The organism is Fredinandcohnia onubensis (genome assembly GCF_002734285.1).
GTDB classification, from domain to species: Bacteria; Bacillota; Bacilli; order Bacillales; family Bacillaceae_L; genus Ferdinandcohnia; species Ferdinandcohnia onubensis_A.
Map to the genome: position 1 here is coordinate 102,138 of NZ_NSEA01000008.1, position 17,510 is coordinate 119,647.

Below are 17,510 nucleotides of genomic sequence, written 5' to 3' on the forward strand. Positions count from 1 at the left end.
GTATTACCCCCTTTCCAATTTTAATAAACTTCTTTGGCACCCGACGGTAAATGTCTCACATGCATCAGATACTCACTCATTTTCTCATCATCTTCAATTGGATATGTAAACGATAGCTCTTCTGCAACGTCTACTGCTAACGTTCTAAATAAATGACAAGTGATAAATATAGAATCCCAAAAGTGTTCATAGTTATGGTCTGAATATGTTTTTTCGTACTGCAGCCAATAGGATTCAGGAAGAAATTTTTTAAAGTACTTCCCCATTTTCCCAACAGAAACCTGAAAATCAGTATCGCACCCAATCCACCATTCGACCATTTCATCCAAGCGTTGCCTTATAACTACTTCAAACATTTGTTTAGCATAGGGTAACTCGTCTCGCCAAATTCCTTTGGCAACATTTTGTAAACACCACCAAAAATCATTACAACTACTAAAAAACATTGCTTCAGTGGGTTGTTTGACTTGATAATCAATATCTGTTGGAGCAGGAATGGATGGTAAGATATTGTCTTTATCCAATAAAGGTACTGTCAGTTTATCACTACCATAATTTTCGAGCATTTTTTCTTTTGTTTCGATGTGAAGATCGATTCGATTTCCATCTTTAAAAAGCATTAAATAACCATAAGAGCGACTAAAATCTAGATTAGCGCCGCATAATTGGTCATTTTTATCTGGTTCCTGTAACATGAGTAATTCACCAAACATGTTAATCCAGTTATCATCTTTTATAAAAGATTGAGTATTCGTAACTACATATACAATATCGTAATCTTGAAAAATATCTTTAGGTACATTCGGATTAGTCCGTGAACCATTCATGTAGACAGCTCGAATTCTTTCGTCTACTTTTGCGATATTCAGGATTAGGTCCATCATCACTTGTCCGTTTCTCATAAAAAACTCCTTGAAAATAGACTTTCAGTAATACTTATTTCTATTTTCACCTTAATATCACCTGCATATATCCAATAAAAATTTGAATAGTAGTTAAACGTTTGCTAATTCAAAAAGCACAAGTCTTTATACCCAGAGAACCATGACTATTGATCGATTTGTAAAATAATGAGAATTAGGTCACGTAGTCAGATAGGACGATTGATACTTACTAGTTTCGGAATATTCTGTTATATTTTCCCTATCATACATAAAGGAGTGATGTTATTGTTAAAAGTCTTATCAAAAGCAGGTCTAACTCTTGCTTTAGCTGGAAGTGTGGTGCTTACAGGTTATCAACTAAATGAGTCTCCTTCAGTTGAAACTAGCAAGTATGACTTAAGTCTTGCGAAATATGTTGCTGCGACTCCAGAACTAGCTGACAAGGCAAAAGAGCTAGGATTTGATGTGTCAAAAGTGAACCCGGCTGAAAAAATCGCGAATCACGGCAAGAAGTTTCAACAACCAGGTGATAATCATGTAGCTTACAAAGAAGCCACAGGAGATATTCCAGTCCTAGTTATTCTTGCGAAGTACAAAGATGGTGATGAACCGATTGGTGATCTTGAAGGCCAGGTTCCAGCCGAGTATTATGAGGATCTTATTTTTGGAAGCGAATACAATCCGTATGAACTCGATTATTTTAAACAGTACGATGGTCCAAATGTACCTAAGGATCGCACCATGCAAAACGCCTATAAAGAATCAAGTTATGGAAAAACGAATATAATGAGACATGAAAATACTGAGTTTGCATGGGTGGAGCTACCTAAAGGAGCCTCCTATTACTTGGATCAAGAAGGAACATATGCTGAAAATGGGAAGTATGTTCTTGGAAACGTAAATGGTGATGCACATACAGGTGAGTTTGTTCGGGACCTTCTGAAGGCAGCTGATGATCAAATTGATTTTTCTAAATATGCCGAAAATGGAGAAGTTCCAAATATTTTTATTGTTCACGAGGGTACTGGAGCGGAATGGAGCCGCGACCCTGCTCAATTCTGGTCCCATAAATGGAATCTATTAAGTGCTCTTTACTATGGCAAATACTATGAAACTGGTAAACCAGCTGATGTCTATGAAGGCATGAGCCAAGCTGAATGGATTGCGAAAACGGAAGAAGAAGCTATGACCTATGATGGTGTAACTGTTAACAACTACAACATCCAACCAGCTATTGGTGGAAACGTAGCTGGGTTTAATGCGGCAACTGGTGGATATGATGATGAATCTGTTACAGGCCCGTACCCTGCACAGGTTGGTGTTTACGCACATGAATTTGGTCACGCGTTAGGATTACCAGATTTCTATGATACAGCATATAATTCAGAAGGTGTTGGTAACTACTCAATGATGGCGGGTGGTTCTTGGATGCGTTACCCTGATGCACTTGAATATAACGGTAACTCTCCTACCCATTTCGATCCATTCTCTAAGATTTTCTTAGGCTGGGTGAATCCGATTGACGTTAAACCAGAAGATGGTGTTCAAGAAATTACTTTACCTTCTATTGATCAAGCAACGGATAGCAATGGTATTGTTAAAATGGAGGTTCCAGGTTCTAACGGAACAGAATATTTCTTATTCGAAAATTTTCAACAAAGCGGTTTTAACCAAGGCTTAATCCGTCAAGGCGAAGATGCACATGGATTAGTTGCTTGGCATGTGGATGAAAATATCATCAATTTATACCAAACTGCCGGCTTCCGTCCAAATAACGTCGCGAATTGGATGAATAAAAGATTCCAATACAACCAGTCTCAGACTGCAAGCGATGGTACAGTTGTAACCCATTATGGACTGTCGGTGCTGCAAGCAGATGGAAAATATGATCTTGAGAAATATGTAAATCGTGGAGATGCTGGTGACTTCTTCAAAACGGGCAATAAAATCACTCCGGTTTCTGGCAATGTTCACACGGGTTCATACTACTTCTGGAAAGGAAATGGTGCAACACCTGCTGATTCCGGAATCCATGTGACGGATATTGTAGAAAACGAAGACAGTTCGATTACGGCTAAATTCTATTACAGCACAAACGAAGGTAAGAAAAAATAACCATGAAGAAACCTGAGTCTACTTTAGACTCAGGTTTCTAATTTGTGGAACCAAGCAAACCTACTTATCAAGCTTAAGTTTTGCTAAAGCATCTGCTAATGCGGTATTGATTGGTTCTTCTTTTTGCTGTTTTTTCATGAAATTGGACACTTCTCGTTTAGATAGTTTTCCTGATTGGTTCTTTTTGCGTCGCTCATTGAAGGTTGACAATTTTTCTCGGTGTCCACATTTACATACGAATAATTGACCTTCCCCTTCCCCGCGTAGTTCCAATTTCTTATGACAGTTCGGGCATCTTGCATTTGTTAATTTTGCAATGTTTTTACGATGACCACATTCACGGTCCTGACAAACGAGCATTTTTCCCTTTTTCCCATTGACTTCAAGCATCAATTTCCCACAATCAGGACATTTTGTGCCTGTAATGTTGTCGTGCTTGAACCTTGAATCACTCATTTTTATGTCTTTAACAACTTCTTTTGTGTATTGCTTTATATCCGAGATGAAATTATTCTTTTTCAATTGCCCTTTTGCGATTTGTTCAAGCTTCTGCTCCCACTCAGCTGATAGCACAGGAGATTTCAAATCATCTGGTACTAGCTCTAATAGTTGTTTTCCTTTATTAGTAATGTGGATGTCTTGGCCTTTTTTTTCAATTAAAAATGTATTAAAAAGCTTTTCAATGATATCCGCACGTGTCGCAACCGTACCTAATCCACCTGTTTTGCCAATGGTTTCAATTAAATCCTTGCTTTCTCCAGCCATATATTTTGCTGGATTCTCCATTGCGGAAAGTAAGGTTCCTTCATTGAATGGCTTGGGTGGCTGCGTTTCTTTTTGTACTTCTTTTACAGATAGAACCTTCAGGGTTGACCCTGGTTGAACGGAAGCTGGTATTTGACCCTCATCATCGTTCTCGTCAGTTGAAGTAATCACTTCTTTCCAACCTAAAGATGAAACTGTAATCCCTTTTGCCACGAAAAGTTCCTTGCCAATGCGTGCCTGAACGGTTTTTTGTTCATACGTATAAGGTGGAAGAAAGACAGCTAAGAAGCGTTTTACAATTAAATCATAAATTTTTTCTTCCTTGGCAGATAAGGCCTGTAAATTCGGGCGATCCTCAGTTGGAATAATCGCATGGTGGTCTGTGACCTTACTATTATCAACAAACGATTTGTTCGTTTTAATCCCGCTTTTCAGGATCTTGGCACCAAGCTTCGCATATGGTTGCACCATACATGCTTCAATTCGATCCTTCAGAGTATCTACAATATCAGTTGATAGAAATTTTGAATCGGTTCTTGGATACGTAACAAGCTTGTGTTGTTCGTAAAGCTTTTGGAGGACATTTAAGGTCTCCTTTGCTGAAAATCCAAACCGTTTATTTGCGTCACGTTGTAGCTCTGTTAAATCATAGAGCTGCGGTGCATAGCTTTTCTTTTGTGCAGTTTGCACGTCGATGATTTTTGCTTCCTGTCCTTGAAGAGAACGTACAATGGAAGTTGAAACTTCCTTTTTAAAAATACGTTGTTCCTTTGTTTTCTCATGCTGCCACTTCAAGGTTAATCCGTCCGTTAATGCATTTATTTCAACATAAGGTATTGGTTTAAAGTTCCGAATTTCTTCTCCACGCTTTGCAATAATCGCTAATGTTGGAGTTTGCACTCGCCCACAAGAGAGCTGTGCATTGAACTTTGTTGTTAATGCTCTTGTTGCATTGATTCCGACTAGCCAGTCAGCTTCAGCACGGGCAACGGCTGAGGAATAGAGATTCTCATATTCCTTTCCGTTTTTTAAGTTTGCAAAACCTTGCTTAATCGCTTTATCCGTCACAGATGAAATCCATAACCGTTTGATCGGCTTACGTGTATTTGATTTTTCAATGATCCATCTAGCAACAAGCTCACCTTCACGACCGGCATCCGTTGCGATAATAATCTCGTTGACATCTTTACGATGCATTTGTGTTTTAACGGCACTATATTGTTTGCCTGTTTGCTTAATGACAACGAGGCTAAGCGGATTCGGTATAATCGGTAAATCCTCTAATTTCCATGATTTATATTGGTCTCCGTATTTTTCAGGGTCTGCTAATGTAACAAGATGGCCAAGTGCCCATGTCACAATATATTTATCTCCTTCGAAAAAGCCATTCCCTTTCTTATGGCAATTAAGGACACGCGCAATGTCTCTTCCAACAGAAGGTTTTTCTGCAAGAACTAGTGATTTCATATTAACTCCTCCAATTCACTCTTCCTATTATACACGATTCCTATTTTTAGACATAAAAAAACTCGGTCTTTTCCCGAGTTTAACTAGCATCACTGTATGGTAGAACTATTTTAAATTCTGTTAAATTTGAATCTGATGAACATGATATAGATCCACCGTGTTTTTCAATAATTTTTTTACAAACAAAAAGTCCAATCCCAGTCCCAAATTCCTTTGTTGTATAAAATGGTTCAAATATTGTATCCAAGGATTCCTTAGGTATGGCTGGGCCATTGTTAGAAATAGACACAATAATCTGATTATCGAGATTATACCCCTTAATGATAATGTTGCGGTCGGTTTCTCTTTGTTTTAATGCGTCAATGGAGTTCATGAGAATATTCAGTAATACTTGTCTAATCTCATCCTCATTAACAGTAATATAAATGTTCGAGCCAATATTTGTATGTACTTTCACATCACCATCTAAAATACTCGCGTAAATAAATTCGGTAATTTCAGTAAATAAATCAAGTAATGAAACTTCATTTTCACTTTTCTCAATTAATTCCTTCTTAGACACGTGAAGAAATTGCGAAATTTTGTAATTCAACTGATTGAGTTCATGACTGATGATATCCAAATATTTAATGTTAGGGTTATCATTTCCGATTAATTTAACAAAACCAATGACTGCCGTAAGTGGATTTCGGAATTCATGAACAAAGGTAGATGCCATTTGTCCCAAAATGGTAAGACGCTCTTGATGACTTTGGTCTATGTATTGTATTTTTTCCTGGAGCTGATTCTCTTTCATTTCTGTATATTTGGAAACAGCATAGTAGGAGAACAAATCGAAAATCCGATTCACTTCTTCAAAAATAGGGTCTAATTGATCATGATCCAGTTTTGAGCGGTATATGTATTTTAATATTTCTGTTCGACCTAGGTTTACATTATAGATAAATTCCCCAATATTAATATTTGCTTCCACTCGTTCTTTGGCTAGTTTATGAGCAAACGATTTTAGTTCTTCTTCATCGATTGGATTAATTAATGAGTTTCTAATCAGTTCAAACATCGTTAATCCATTTAACACTAATTTTTCCTTATGAATGTCAGTTTCAGACATTACGGCTTTATCTTTCCAAGATGTTAAAAAAAACGATAAATTGCTTTCGAGATAATAAATCAGTTCTCCTACTACAGGATTCATTCCGTTCAAGTCCTTTCTTTCACTTCAATCAGCTCATAATCTCAAAGTTATATATTATATAATATTCTACATATTTCGCAAAACTCCTTTTTAGAATTTTAAAAAAACTTAAATAGTAGACAAGTTTTCGAGTGGGTCAAGCATACATTATAGGGAGACAAACTATAGGAGGGTTGATTATGAAATTTGTTGTGATTAAAAGGAGTTGGATTGTTGCCGCTTTTGTCGCTGCAGTGGTAATGATTGGAGGTTGGGTTTGGTTGCAGCCTGAGATCATTCCAACGATAGCCCCACAAACAACTGCCAAAGATGATGTTGTAATACATATTACAACTGGAGAATTAACATCAAAAACAGATGATGGCAAAGAAATTGAATCCTATTTCTGGAATCCAGGGACGGTCTATGTTCCTCAAGGTAAGGAAGTGACCTTTAATATTTATGGGGTAAATGGCAAGGAGCACTCGTTCTATATCGAAGGTACAGACATCAAAGGAACAGTGAAAAAAGGAGAAGAAATCACGATTAAAGCAAACTTCGAGGAAGAAGGCATGTATCGCATCATTTGTCTGAATCACTCGGATATTAATAATAACGGTCCGATGATTGGTTATATTGTTGTAGATTAAAAGTAAAACAGGAGAGCTGGCTCTCCTGTTTTTATTGTTTACGCACAGTGATTGCATTTGTTGTCTTTTTCACAATACAATCCTCTATGTCTGCTTGTCCAAGAAGACCTAGTGTAATAGCGGCATCAATTTTCTGTTGGTCAGGTTGCTTTATAATTTGGATGCAATCCACAAGATTGAGTTCCTCTAATTTCTTCACCATTTTTTCATCATGGTAGCTTTCAGAGGTACGTATTTGTCGTTGAATCTTATAATCTCCAACGATTGACTCCCCTTTTTCCTGCTTCCCTACCGTCTCATCAAAATACACATTAATAACCTTCTTCATTTCCTTTAATTCCTTCTCAATTTCCTTTGCTTTTTCACTTAATGTAAAATACTTTGAAATGAGTTCTTCCGGAATTTGTGTAAACCGCTTGGAATCCTGCACTTCCATCACCCCTAAATGCTTGATAATTCATCATATGATGGGTGAAGGGATAACATTCTAGTACAGAAAAAATCCAGCTAAAAGCAGCTGGATTTTTCATAATGTATTCTAGAGTCGGAGTGCTATCAGCCATAAAGTTTGGTTATTGGCCGTATAATTGTTTTATCGGCCATAAATCTAAAATATCGGCCGTAAAACTTTATTATTAGCCGTATTTTTTAAAAAAGACGAAATAACCGTTTTAAATACTTTTATATAGTAGTTTTTTCAGTAATGGGAACAGGACATCTGGTAATTGCTCAATGTTTGGCACCAAAATACTGTATTTACCATATATGTTTTGAATTGTTGTTTGTTGGCCTTCATCAATTTCTCCATTTGATAAGAAAACGTTGATGACTTCGATACCATGCTTTCGTGCTTTTAATACGGCTTCGTGTGTATCAATTATCCCATTTTGCTCATAATCAAATGCTGCGGGCTCTCCGTCGGAAAAGACAAGTAGGAATTTTTGTTTCTCGGTTCGTTGTAAGAGTTTCTTCGTTTGCAAACGAATGGAAAAACCGTCGCGATTGTCTTCTTCTGGCTCGAGCTGCATGATTTCCGCACCGTAGCTGCGCTTTAAGCTTGAGTCAAAATCGATCACCGTTTGCAGGTAGTTCGGTTGTTTTGTACTATCTGCATCATTGGTGTCCTCCCAAAAACCTGTCACATCATGAGGAACCTGGACAGATTTTAATGCTTCGTGGAAGAGTGCAATTCCTAGCTTTGTTTGGTCCATTTTATCGTACATCGATGCTGAACAATCTACTAACAATGAGAATACCGCATCAATTTGATGGGATGGCTGTTCTTTTTTATAAAATAATCTAGGATTGTCGTCTGTAAAGATACGAATTAGCTTCTTATTTAATCTTCCAAAATGCAAATCCCCTCTTGGGAGATTCTTTTTATGTTCCAATGTTTTAAGGATCATTTGCTTGAGCTTTTTCTGATAAGGAGCAATGATCGTTTTGTTTTTTTCGTATTGGATGACTTCTTCGTCAATTGGTTTTCGTGCACTCTTAAATACAGGGAAAGCAAAACGATTTTCTTTTCCAAATTCAGCTTCAGAGGAACCTTCCTTTTCAGAATGCACCATTTCCATTGCTTCCATCTTGGAATAATCTTTATTTTTACTTTGTTTAGACGAGCCTTGGGCAATTCCTAACGCTTGGTCACCCTCTTCGCCTTCTCTGGCCCCTTCACCCATCAGATTCGTTCGTGAACCTTGTTCTAGATCAAATTGTAAAAAGCTTTTTGTTGGTGTACTTGTTTCTCGATGCCAGGTTTCGAACTTCTCTTCATGGATATCTTCATCCCCTTTTTTGACATCATCAAGTACATCATTATTTTTCAATTTATCCTTCCGTTTCAAGTCGTCAATTGTTAAGCCATCTTCAAGTATTTCATAATCGAGTTCTGGTAAATGAAAATACGTATTTAACATATCTTCATCAAGAACATCCTCTAGTACATCGATGATTTCCATGCATATTTTGATGATGTCCTTTGTCCTTTTTGCATCAAAGACTTTCTCAATTTGACCTCGTAAAAACGGAATCAAGAGATCAATTTTTTGTTGAATCGACGGAATTTCTTCAAGTGGAGATTCAGCCGTTAGTAGAACAAAGATGCTGTTAAACAAGGCATCAGTTGGTACACTTTTAACAATGTTGACATGGAGCTGATCCTCATAATACTTGCGATAAATACGTCGTCTTTCAGTAAATGCTTTTCGTGTTCCTGGCCGTTCCTTTTTACATTGTTCTTCCAAACGACTATCTTCGAACAACATAAATAATTGTTTCGCGAAACTCGGAAGATCACTTTTTCTACAGAATGATAAATAGCGATCAATTTCTTTAAAATCCGTATATTTCATGCTACCAATCGTCCGTAAAAAAACATCACTTAATAGTCCATTTCGTTTGTCGCTAGTTGTGCGATTATCCCAAAAATGACTAATGATAACCTTTTGCTGGATCGGATCAAGATAGGATTTATAGCCTAACTCTATTTCGAGCTCAGGATTTTTAGAGATAGTTTTGGCAAGGTCCGATAATTCCATGAATAGAAAGGAGTCAACCTTTTTATCATTAAATTGAATAAATCTCATTGTAAAAACCTCACTCGAACAGAGTTTCTGCTATATTTTTAACGGCTGCTTTCTCACGATCATCTTCTAATTTTTCAATGATACCACGTTCAATGGCGCGCAATGGTGGCATATACATGGCTAAATCACAAGTATCAATCAATGCCCGAATCGATGCCGCTTCCTCAGAAAGCATGCCACCTCGGACCTGTGTAATTAAATCAGCAGACAAGGAAACAAATTTATTGATTACATTTTCGTCTTTCAATGCTGTTTGTGATTGAAGAACTTGTTTCAGTGTTTCTCCTTGAATATATGGTACCTCAATTACGACAAAGCGGTTTTTCAATGCTTCATTTAGAGGTACAGTTCCAACGTAGCCCTCGTTAATTGCAGCAATGACCCCGAAGCCATTCTCTGCACGGACTACTTCAGCAGTAAACGGATTTGTGATCATTTTACGATAATCAAGTACACCATTTAAAATTGGCAATGTTTCAGGTTTTGCCATATTGATTTCATCGATATATAGTAAATAACCTTTTTTCATCGCATTGATTACAGGTCCAGAAACAAATTCGATTTTCATTTTTCCATCATGCTCTTGAATGGTTTTGTAGCCAAGCAAGGCTTCTGCATCTAGGTCGACTGAACAGTTTATACTGTACATTGGTTGTTGGAATAACTGTGAAATGGTTTCAGCAAGCTTTGTTTTTCCTGAACCAGTTGGGCCTTTTAATAGCACATTTTTACCAATGCTAAGTGCAATAATCGCATCTCGAATAATATTGATATCTGAAGGAGTGTAACCACCTTTTCCGATTAATAGTTCATCACCGGAAACTTGATTTATTCTATTTGAAATCTCAGTTTTTAAATTTATCGGTAACTTCAAATCTTCTAGTTGAATCGTCATGAAGTATCAAATCCTCTCATACATATGTTTATTATGTGAATAACCTCTTATGTCCCCACGTATTTTACCGAAGTTTGTACATTGAAGCAATGAATACACCTTGAAATTCAAGTATTTGTGACATTTTTTATGAAGATATGGTATTATAATAATAAATACTCGTAAAATACAAATAGACCGCAGATGTTGCGAGCATCTACGGCCTAGCAATAGAATGGTCCCACTAAGAGGATCAGCCTAAGATGAAATAGACCTCACCCGATTTTTAGCGGAAAAAGGGAGGTCTATTTTTTATTGTTGTCAAAAGATAAAATCGCAACAACAAGAGACGCGAACGAAAGCATTAATACAAGGCTCTCATATATCGTCATATAGGCATCACCCCCTTTCATTTGGGAGCTTAGCCGACCACCCTTATCGGACAAACTATTGCTTATTCATTATAGCACATTTTACCATACGAACACACGTTTCATTTAAAATTGGTTCTTTAGACTTACGAGTGCCCCGTCGAGGTTTGCTTTAATCGCATCCTCTTTCTTATTAAGATGCTCACCAATATAGGCAAGAAGTTCATTATCGAAGGCTAAGCCACTAGCAAATTGACGTTTGACAAAGCGCTCCGCTTCTTCAAATGTTGAAAACTTTGCATCGAGTGTTTTCTTGTCGTGGTGAATAACCCAACGAACGTCTTTTTTAAAGATAAAGGACTTTTCTCCTTTTCGATTCACAAACAGAGTTCCATTATCATTCTCTTTGAGATTAAGTTGGTTTTCAGGTGCATCATGGCGGATTGCATATAATGGGAATGTATTTTTGACAAAAAGTTCAAATGCAGTATCACCAAGTGAACATCCTGATGCTTTCGGGTGCCCCCCACCACCAAATCGTTTTGCAAATTCAGATACATCGACCTCATCATATATGGTACGAAGTCCAATCTTTTTCGTGCCAACATTTAATATCGCAATTAAGTCAAGATGTGGATTTAGCTTTCCGAGTGCATTTCCAAGTTCAGAAATGTATTGTTCCCCATGAACAACACCCACACAATAATCTTCAATAAATGTTTGTACCATTTGTCTATTTTTCGAGTTAATATATCGCTCGATTTTCTTATCTTCCGTATCTAATAGAAATTCTTCCGCTTCCGTTAACTGGAAATTGTCTTGATTGTTTTGAAGTCGTTCTAGCATCTTCGTTTCAAACTCTTCAATTCCAATAATAAAAAATAAATCATTTAAGCGTTTCGCTTCTACGCGATTCTCAGTTTCCCATTCCCACGTATCATATAGTCTTACAAGCTCAATAAATGCCTCTAAGCCATTATGTTTTTGGATGAGATTTTTTTCAAGAAGAAATTCATAGTAGAGTGAAGTTGCACACGTTTTCTTGCCTGACTCATATTCAGCCTGTACAAATCCCCAGTCATACTTATTAAAATGCATGGCTGTTTTATGATGGTCAACCATCTGTATGTAGTGACCCTTCTTATGACGTTTCTCCAATGCTTTTTCATTTTTATCATTCACTGCAAGATCCGTTATGTATACTTTTGCTTGATGGTGTTCTGGGTTTTCAATATATTTTTCCACGCGCTCGTTTAAGTTTCGGTAAGAGCAATAGGAGACATCAACCTCATCACCAAATGCCAGTTTGGCAACAAGTCCACATCCTACTCCGTCTAAATCACTATCTGAAAATAACTTTATCAAGTCGGATTCCCCCTTTTACTCCTAGTTTCGATTAGATTTGCTATTTTCATACCCATTTACTACTTTACACTAAAAAAGAAAAAAGGACGAGTATTGGTTGTCAATCGAAGAATTTTCACCTACCATTCTGTCATTTTTGTGATATAATCCATTAATCATCAAGGAAGGCAAAAGGAAATATTTTTATGAATCAAACACATAATTTAAAAGAAAAAAATAAATTATTTTTTCATATCCTCTTTCCAATTCTGGCAACACAGATTGGTCTTAATCTCATAAATTTTGTGGACACGATGATGTCTGGTCGTTCTGGAGCAAACGATCTTGCAGGAGTTGCGATTGGTTCAAGTCTTTGGGTACCGGTGTACACAGGCTTGTCGGGGATATTAGTAGCGATGACACCCATTATCGCCCAATATGTTGGAGCAAAACAAAGAAATAAGGTTCCATATTCCGTAATGCAAGGTGTATATATATCCATTGTCATAGCAATAGTCGTTGCTGTAATTGGTGGATTTGTCCTTGACCCAATTTTAGGATTTATGAACCTTGAGACCGAAGTTCGGGAAATAGCTAAGGAATATTTGATCGGACTTTCGTTTGGAATAGTTCCTCTTTTTGTTTATTCAGTATTGAGATCATTTATTGACGCACTGGGTCATACACGGGTGACGATGATTATTACTCTTTCTTCGTTACCGATTAATGTATTGTTTAATTATCTGTTGATTTTTGGAAAGTTCGGTTTTCCTGAATTAGGTGGTGCCGGTGCAGGTTATGCCACAGCCATTACCTATTGGTTGATTGTGTTTTTAGCCGTTTGGATTATTTTAAGCCGGCCACCATTCACTGAATATCGTGTTTTACGAAAACTTTATTCAGTATCTTTTTCAAGCTGGGGCGAAATCCTAAAGCTCGGGTTGCCAATTGGTTTTGCAATCTTTTTTGAAACAAGTATTTTCTCAGCGGTAACATTGTTAATGAGTGAATTTAATACCACTACTATTGCTGCCCACCAGGTCGCGATTAACTTTGCGAGTTTGCTTTACATGATTCCTTTAAGTATTTCGATGGCACTTACAATCGTAGTCGGCTTTGAGGTCGGTGCGAAACGATTTAAGGATGCCAGACAATATAGTATACTTGGCATTTGTATCGCTGTCATCATGGCGCTAGTTTGTGCATTGATTATTCTTGTGTTACAAGAGCCAATTGCAAAAATGTACTCAACAAATGCTGCAGTTATCGGATTAACAACTCAATTTTTACTATATGCGATTTTCTTTCAGCTTTCAGATGCCATTGCAGCACCCATCCAAGGTGCACTTCGTGGCTATAAAGACGTAAATACAACTTTTGTGATGACACTTATCTCTTATTGGGTGATTGGTTTGCCTGTAGGATATGCCTTGGCAAAATTTACAACGCTTAATGCGTTCGGCTATTGGATCGGCTTGATAGTTGGATTAGCTGCCGGTGCAGTAACATTATCTGGTCGATTGGTTATCGTACAGAAAAGAGCAGCACGGATTAAGTTAAGTGAAAAATGATGTAAACCAGCCTTTTACGGGCTGGTTTTTTGTTTGTAAAGTTGTCTCTAAATTAAACTTTATGGACATTATATTGATTTTGTATTTTTCATTTATGGCTGATAGCCAATTACTCCGTCATCTCATTCAAAAACTTAATTTCATCCTCATGTGAAAAATGATTCTCGTGTGGGGTTTCGAGTACAAACGGAATATCACCGAATACGGAACTCGATAATAATTCTTTGATTTGCTCTACTCTTATCTCTCCATAGGGAATATTGGCATGACGGTCTTTCATAGATCTGGTGGGGTATGCTGAATTATTTAAATGAACCGCTTTTAGATGTTCGAAATAACCGAGCTCAATCCCTTTTGCTTCAATATCAGCCCAATTGTCTCCATCCCAAACACCACTTGCAAATACATGGCAAGTATCTAAACAAAAACCGATTTTCTCTGGAAACTCTGTAAGCTGCCTTACTTGGACAAGCTCTTCAAGCATTGTTCCAGTTGACCCACTTTTACCAGCATTATTTTCTAACAGCAGCAATGTTTCTCCATCCCACTTCGACAGAACGTCATTGAAAGTTCCAATCATCCGCTGATAGCCTTCGAGAGGATCTGTAGCATTTTTTAACACACCAAAATGAACAACCACACCAATCGACCCGCATTCATTTGCAATCTCCAAATCATTTAATAACGAGTCCTTAACAAGCTCAATTTGCCCTTCATCCGCAACTAAATTGGTTGGGTACGGTGTATGGGCAATTGTTAGGATATTATGCTCTTTACAAAACTTCGCACATTCCTGTGCATCATGAATATTATATTCTTTAACAGACAGGCTTCGTGGATTTTTTGGGAAGTATTGAAAAGCTCTTGCTCCGATTTTTTTAGCATGTTGAGCAGCACCTAAATACCCTTCCCTAATACTAATATGACTACCAAATCTCATGATTTCGTCTCCTATCCTACATATACAGTTAGTTTTTCTATCAGAGTAGGAACTATTCAATTAATGGACATACTAGTTTTGAGGTGAGAAAAATGGAAGACTTTACATCAAAAGACGAGACGGTACAAAATAAGTCAATCGAAGAATTAGAAGAGGAAATGGGTTTATACATTGTATCACCTGAAAAAATTAATTCTATATTTGAAGACGAAGAGCAATGAAAAAAGAGCGGAATTCAACTCGCTCTTTTTGTTTGTTCATTATCTATTTATTTAGTAAAAATACGACCAAAGACTTGTTGCTCTCCAGACAATCGTAAACGAACATAAACTTATACATGTTGCACTAAGTATTTTGGCTACTCTTTTATGTGATCCTTTATAAATGGAATGTGCGAAGGTAAATGCAAAAATCAAAAATAAAATGACTGAAATCTCCATATACATATTCATCTCCATAAAAATACCCCTTTCAAATCTAGATATGCTGAGATATTTTGACGAGTCTCTCTTATTATCATCAGATTATAAAGGAAACTCAGGAGTTGTACAACGGAAATTAGTACTAATTGTAAATATTTTCTTGTTTTGTTTACAATTTCTTCACATTTTCCATTTCCTCAAGATAAACATGCTGCAGGCTAAGCTTTTCTTCAATCGTTAGACTGGAGTCGAAAATTCGTCTACTAGCCATGAAAAATTTTTCATACGGAGTTTTACGAAGTCTTGGATGGGTCAATTCATCTAGTAAATCCCTTTGGATTGTGGAACGCAGAATGTCTTCGCTGCTCACGTCCTTTTGCCAAAGTCGACGATTCATCCAAAGGGACTGATATGCTTTTAGAAGTTGATCAAAATTAACAGGATCCATTTTCATATAGCTCCTTTTACACCCAAGAGCCCATCAAAAGTTGGGCTCTAAGTCCTTAATCGTCAAACTTATATGTCCAATATACTTCTGTTCGTAGCCACTCAATAATTTCATTGTCACTGTCATCAATCTTCTGGAGCAGATTTCCCATCAATCCTTCTGTTTGGGAACGATGTGCTTTTAGTGTCTCAATCTTCTTGTCTAATACTTCACTTACATCAAACTCAACGTCATGTTCACCAATTTTTTCAACACGGTCATGAGTGATTGCTTTGCAGTATACGGTCGGTCTATTTTCTTTCGGAATACGTTTAACCGCACGAATGGTTGCTTCTCCTGTCGCATCATGGTCAGGATGGACACCATGTCCAGGATAGAAGGTGATAACCAGGGATGGATTTACTTCCTTTATAATTTCCTCAATCGTGTCTGCGATTCTTTCTGGATCTAAGAATTCCAGTGTTTTATCACGATATCCTAACATGCGGAGATCGGTTATACCACATGCTTTACAAGCTTCTCTCAGCTCTTTTTTTCGAATCTCGGGTAAGGTTTCTCTCGTTGCAAAAAATGGATTCCCTAAATTTCTGCCCATTTCCCCAAGGGTTAGACAGGCATATGTAACAGGAACCCCTTTCTGTGTATTTAAACTAATTAAACCTGATACACCAAATGCTTCATCATCTGGATGTGGTAATACAATTAAAATATGTCGCTCCATTTTACTACTCCTTTTATTAAAATATGCCGTTGAAGTTCCAAAACTCTAGAATGGGGTTGTGCTAATTTGAAGTGCAACTGCAAGTTTCCCTTCCTCATCATGACCTGCTAGTAATAAACGGTCCTTCTCGTCTAGCTCCCAATCTGTTAACCCTTCTGCATAAATCCAACCGATATCCATCTTAAGGCCTACACGGTACGGGTCATTTCCAACGATTTTTCCTTCTGTAAACGTAACAAGGGCATTTCGAATAAATGCACCAGCTGATGTTTTTTTAGCGCCAGAATGTACAGCATATGCGCCATTTGTGGTTTCAAGGTGAATATAAACGTTTTGATTAGCAAAACGGTTAATTAAATCCTGTACGTCTTCTTTATTAATGGGTTTCAAATGTGAATCCTCCAAACTCTTTATAAATATGTAATCATATATAAATATTAACGATTTTATCAATAAAATTCCAATAATGCGAACTGAAAATCAAATTAATAGCAATCCCTTGAAAAGATGGTATGATTTTCTACGTATTGGACATATTACGTATATGAAGAAGGTGGTGAACAAAATTGGCAAGAGAAAACCTTGAACTTGTAAATAATATGGAATTTGGTATCACTTCGAAATTCGTGCCGAACTTATGTGAAGCAAAAACGTTAAAAGTTGTTGAGATAAATCATTCCTCAGTTCGAATTGAGCTCGAATCAAAGCAAAAAGGGGTCTTCCCACTTTCCCATTTTCAATACCTAATTCGACATGGGGCATTAGTTCTATCAAAGGATGAGGACGAAGAAACAGCATAACAGAAAACAACCATCTAAAATGATGGTTGTTTTTATTCGGTGTTATTCGCCTAAGTTTTCTTCTTTTAGTACAGACTCAATTCCTTCTATTGCTGCATCTGCATCATTACCTTCTGCTTGAATCTCGATTTGTGAACCTTTTGGTACACCTAAAGACATTACACCCATAATTGATTTAAGGTTTACAGACTTTCCGTTGAAAGTAAGTGTAATTTCTGATTGAAATTGACTTGCTTTATGTACGAGCTTTGTAGCTGGTCTTGCATGTAAGCCAGCGTCACTAGTAATTGTAAATGTTTTTTCTGCCATAAAAAATCCCTCTTTCTATTATTGACTCATATATAGAATAGCCATTAACCTATAGGATAATCAAGTG

Annotated in this window: 18 protein-coding genes; 5 read left to right on the top strand and 13 right to left on the bottom strand. The window is 37.0% G+C overall.

The window, feature by feature from the left end; genetic code table 11:
* Positions 1-20 precede the first annotated feature (20 nt).
* Positions 21-902 (bottom strand): aminoglycoside 6-adenylyltransferase, encoded by an 882-nt coding sequence (locus CKJ95_RS08550; RefSeq protein WP_099352992.1) that lies wholly within the window; start codon positions 900-902, stop codon positions 21-23.
* A gap of 267 nt (positions 903-1,169) precedes the next feature.
* On the opposite strand from CKJ95_RS08550, the gene CKJ95_RS08555 reads away from it, so the two are divergent.
* Positions 1,170-2,999 carry a M6 family metalloprotease domain-containing protein gene (locus CKJ95_RS08555; RefSeq protein ID WP_099352993.1) on the top strand — a complete coding sequence of 610 codons (1,830 nt, stop codon included), beginning with the start codon at positions 1,170-1,172 and terminating at the stop codon, positions 2,997-2,999.
* 60 nt (positions 3,000-3,059) lie between these two features.
* Here the strand turns inward: CKJ95_RS08555 and CKJ95_RS08560 are convergent, their stop codons facing one another.
* Together CKJ95_RS08560 and CKJ95_RS08565 are read right to left on the bottom strand one after the other, a co-directional pair.
* Complete coding sequence (locus CKJ95_RS08560) at positions 3,060-5,231, bottom strand: DNA topoisomerase III (protein WP_099352994.1); 2,172 nt, start codon at positions 5,229-5,231, stop codon at positions 3,060-3,062.
* Between the two features lie 79 nt (positions 5,232-5,310).
* On the bottom strand, positions 5,311-6,426 hold the full coding sequence (locus CKJ95_RS08565; protein WP_099352995.1) for a histidine kinase N-terminal domain-containing protein: 1,116 nt from the start codon (positions 6,424-6,426) through the stop codon (positions 5,311-5,313).
* Positions 6,427-6,605: 179 nt separating this feature from the next.
* On the opposite strand from CKJ95_RS08565, the gene CKJ95_RS08570 reads away from it, so the two are divergent.
* Complete coding sequence (locus tag CKJ95_RS08570; protein WP_099352996.1) at positions 6,606-7,055, top strand: cupredoxin domain-containing protein; 450 nt, start codon at positions 6,606-6,608, stop codon at positions 7,053-7,055.
* Between the two features lie 31 nt (positions 7,056-7,086).
* Here CKJ95_RS08570 and CKJ95_RS08575 read toward each other — a convergent pair whose 3' ends face one another.
* From CKJ95_RS08575 to CKJ95_RS08590, 5 genes are all read right to left on the bottom strand, one after another.
* On the bottom strand, positions 7,087-7,485 hold the full coding sequence (locus CKJ95_RS08575; RefSeq protein WP_099352997.1) for a hypothetical protein: 399 nt from the start codon (positions 7,483-7,485) through the stop codon (positions 7,087-7,089).
* 241 nt (positions 7,486-7,726) lie between these two features.
* Positions 7,727-9,643, bottom strand: coding sequence for a vWA domain-containing protein (locus tag CKJ95_RS08580; protein WP_099352998.1), 1,917 nt, complete (start codon positions 9,641-9,643; stop codon positions 7,727-7,729).
* Between the two features lie 10 nt (positions 9,644-9,653).
* A complete protein-coding gene (locus tag CKJ95_RS08585; protein ID WP_099352999.1) occupies positions 9,654-10,538 on the bottom strand; it encodes an ATP-binding protein in 885 nt (294 codons plus the stop codon).
* 284 nt (positions 10,539-10,822) lie between these two features.
* Positions 10,823-10,930, bottom strand: coding sequence for a putative holin-like toxin (locus tag CKJ95_RS24065; RefSeq protein ID WP_373604844.1), 108 nt, complete (start codon positions 10,928-10,930; stop codon positions 10,823-10,825).
* Positions 10,931-11,014: 84 nt separating this feature from the next.
* Positions 11,015-12,253 (bottom strand): DHH family phosphoesterase, encoded by a 1,239-nt coding sequence (locus CKJ95_RS08590; RefSeq protein ID WP_099353000.1) that lies wholly within the window; start codon positions 12,251-12,253, stop codon positions 11,015-11,017.
* A 185-nt stretch (positions 12,254-12,438) separates the two neighbouring features.
* On the opposite strand from CKJ95_RS08590, the gene CKJ95_RS08595 reads away from it, so the two are divergent.
* Positions 12,439-13,803, top strand: coding sequence for an MATE family efflux transporter (locus CKJ95_RS08595; protein ID WP_099353001.1), 1,365 nt, complete (start codon positions 12,439-12,441; stop codon positions 13,801-13,803).
* Positions 13,804-13,912: 109 nt separating this feature from the next.
* Here CKJ95_RS08595 and CKJ95_RS08600 read toward each other — a convergent pair whose 3' ends face one another.
* The gene (locus tag CKJ95_RS08600; RefSeq protein ID WP_099353002.1) at positions 13,913-14,743 is read right to left on the bottom strand and encodes a deoxyribonuclease IV; all 831 of its coding nucleotides are present in this window, start codon (positions 14,741-14,743) and stop codon (positions 13,913-13,915) included.
* 92 nt (positions 14,744-14,835) lie between these two features.
* On the opposite strand from CKJ95_RS08600, the gene CKJ95_RS23780 reads away from it, so the two are divergent.
* Positions 14,836-14,964 (top strand): hypothetical protein, encoded by a 129-nt coding sequence (locus CKJ95_RS23780; RefSeq protein ID WP_257215739.1) that lies wholly within the window; start codon positions 14,836-14,838, stop codon positions 14,962-14,964.
* A gap of 370 nt (positions 14,965-15,334) precedes the next feature.
* Here the strand turns inward: CKJ95_RS23780 and CKJ95_RS08605 are convergent, their stop codons facing one another.
* From CKJ95_RS08605 to CKJ95_RS08615, 3 genes are read right to left on the bottom strand one after another with little or no spacing between them, the layout of a single operon-like run.
* Positions 15,335-15,613 carry a hypothetical protein gene (locus CKJ95_RS08605; RefSeq protein WP_099353003.1) on the bottom strand — a complete coding sequence of 93 codons (279 nt, stop codon included), beginning with the start codon at positions 15,611-15,613 and terminating at the stop codon, positions 15,335-15,337.
* 55 nt (positions 15,614-15,668) lie between these two features.
* The gene (bshB2, locus tag CKJ95_RS08610) at positions 15,669-16,334 is read right to left on the bottom strand and encodes a bacillithiol biosynthesis deacetylase BshB2 (protein ID WP_099353004.1); all 666 of its coding nucleotides are present in this window, start codon (positions 16,332-16,334) and stop codon (positions 15,669-15,671) included.
* Positions 16,335-16,379: 45 nt separating this feature from the next.
* Positions 16,380-16,724: a YojF family protein gene (locus CKJ95_RS08615; protein ID WP_099353005.1), complete on the bottom strand. Its 345-nt coding sequence runs from the start codon at positions 16,722-16,724 to the stop codon at positions 16,380-16,382.
* A gap of 176 nt (positions 16,725-16,900) precedes the next feature.
* On the opposite strand from CKJ95_RS08615, the gene CKJ95_RS08620 reads away from it, so the two are divergent.
* Positions 16,901-17,134 (top strand): hypothetical protein, encoded by a 234-nt coding sequence (locus tag CKJ95_RS08620; RefSeq protein WP_099353006.1) that lies wholly within the window; start codon positions 16,901-16,903, stop codon positions 17,132-17,134.
* 42 nt (positions 17,135-17,176) lie between these two features.
* Here the strand turns inward: CKJ95_RS08620 and CKJ95_RS08625 are convergent, their stop codons facing one another.
* Positions 17,177-17,443, bottom strand: coding sequence for a phosphocarrier protein HPr (locus CKJ95_RS08625; protein WP_099353007.1), 267 nt, complete (start codon positions 17,441-17,443; stop codon positions 17,177-17,179).
* Between the last annotated feature and the right edge of the window lie 67 nt (positions 17,444-17,510).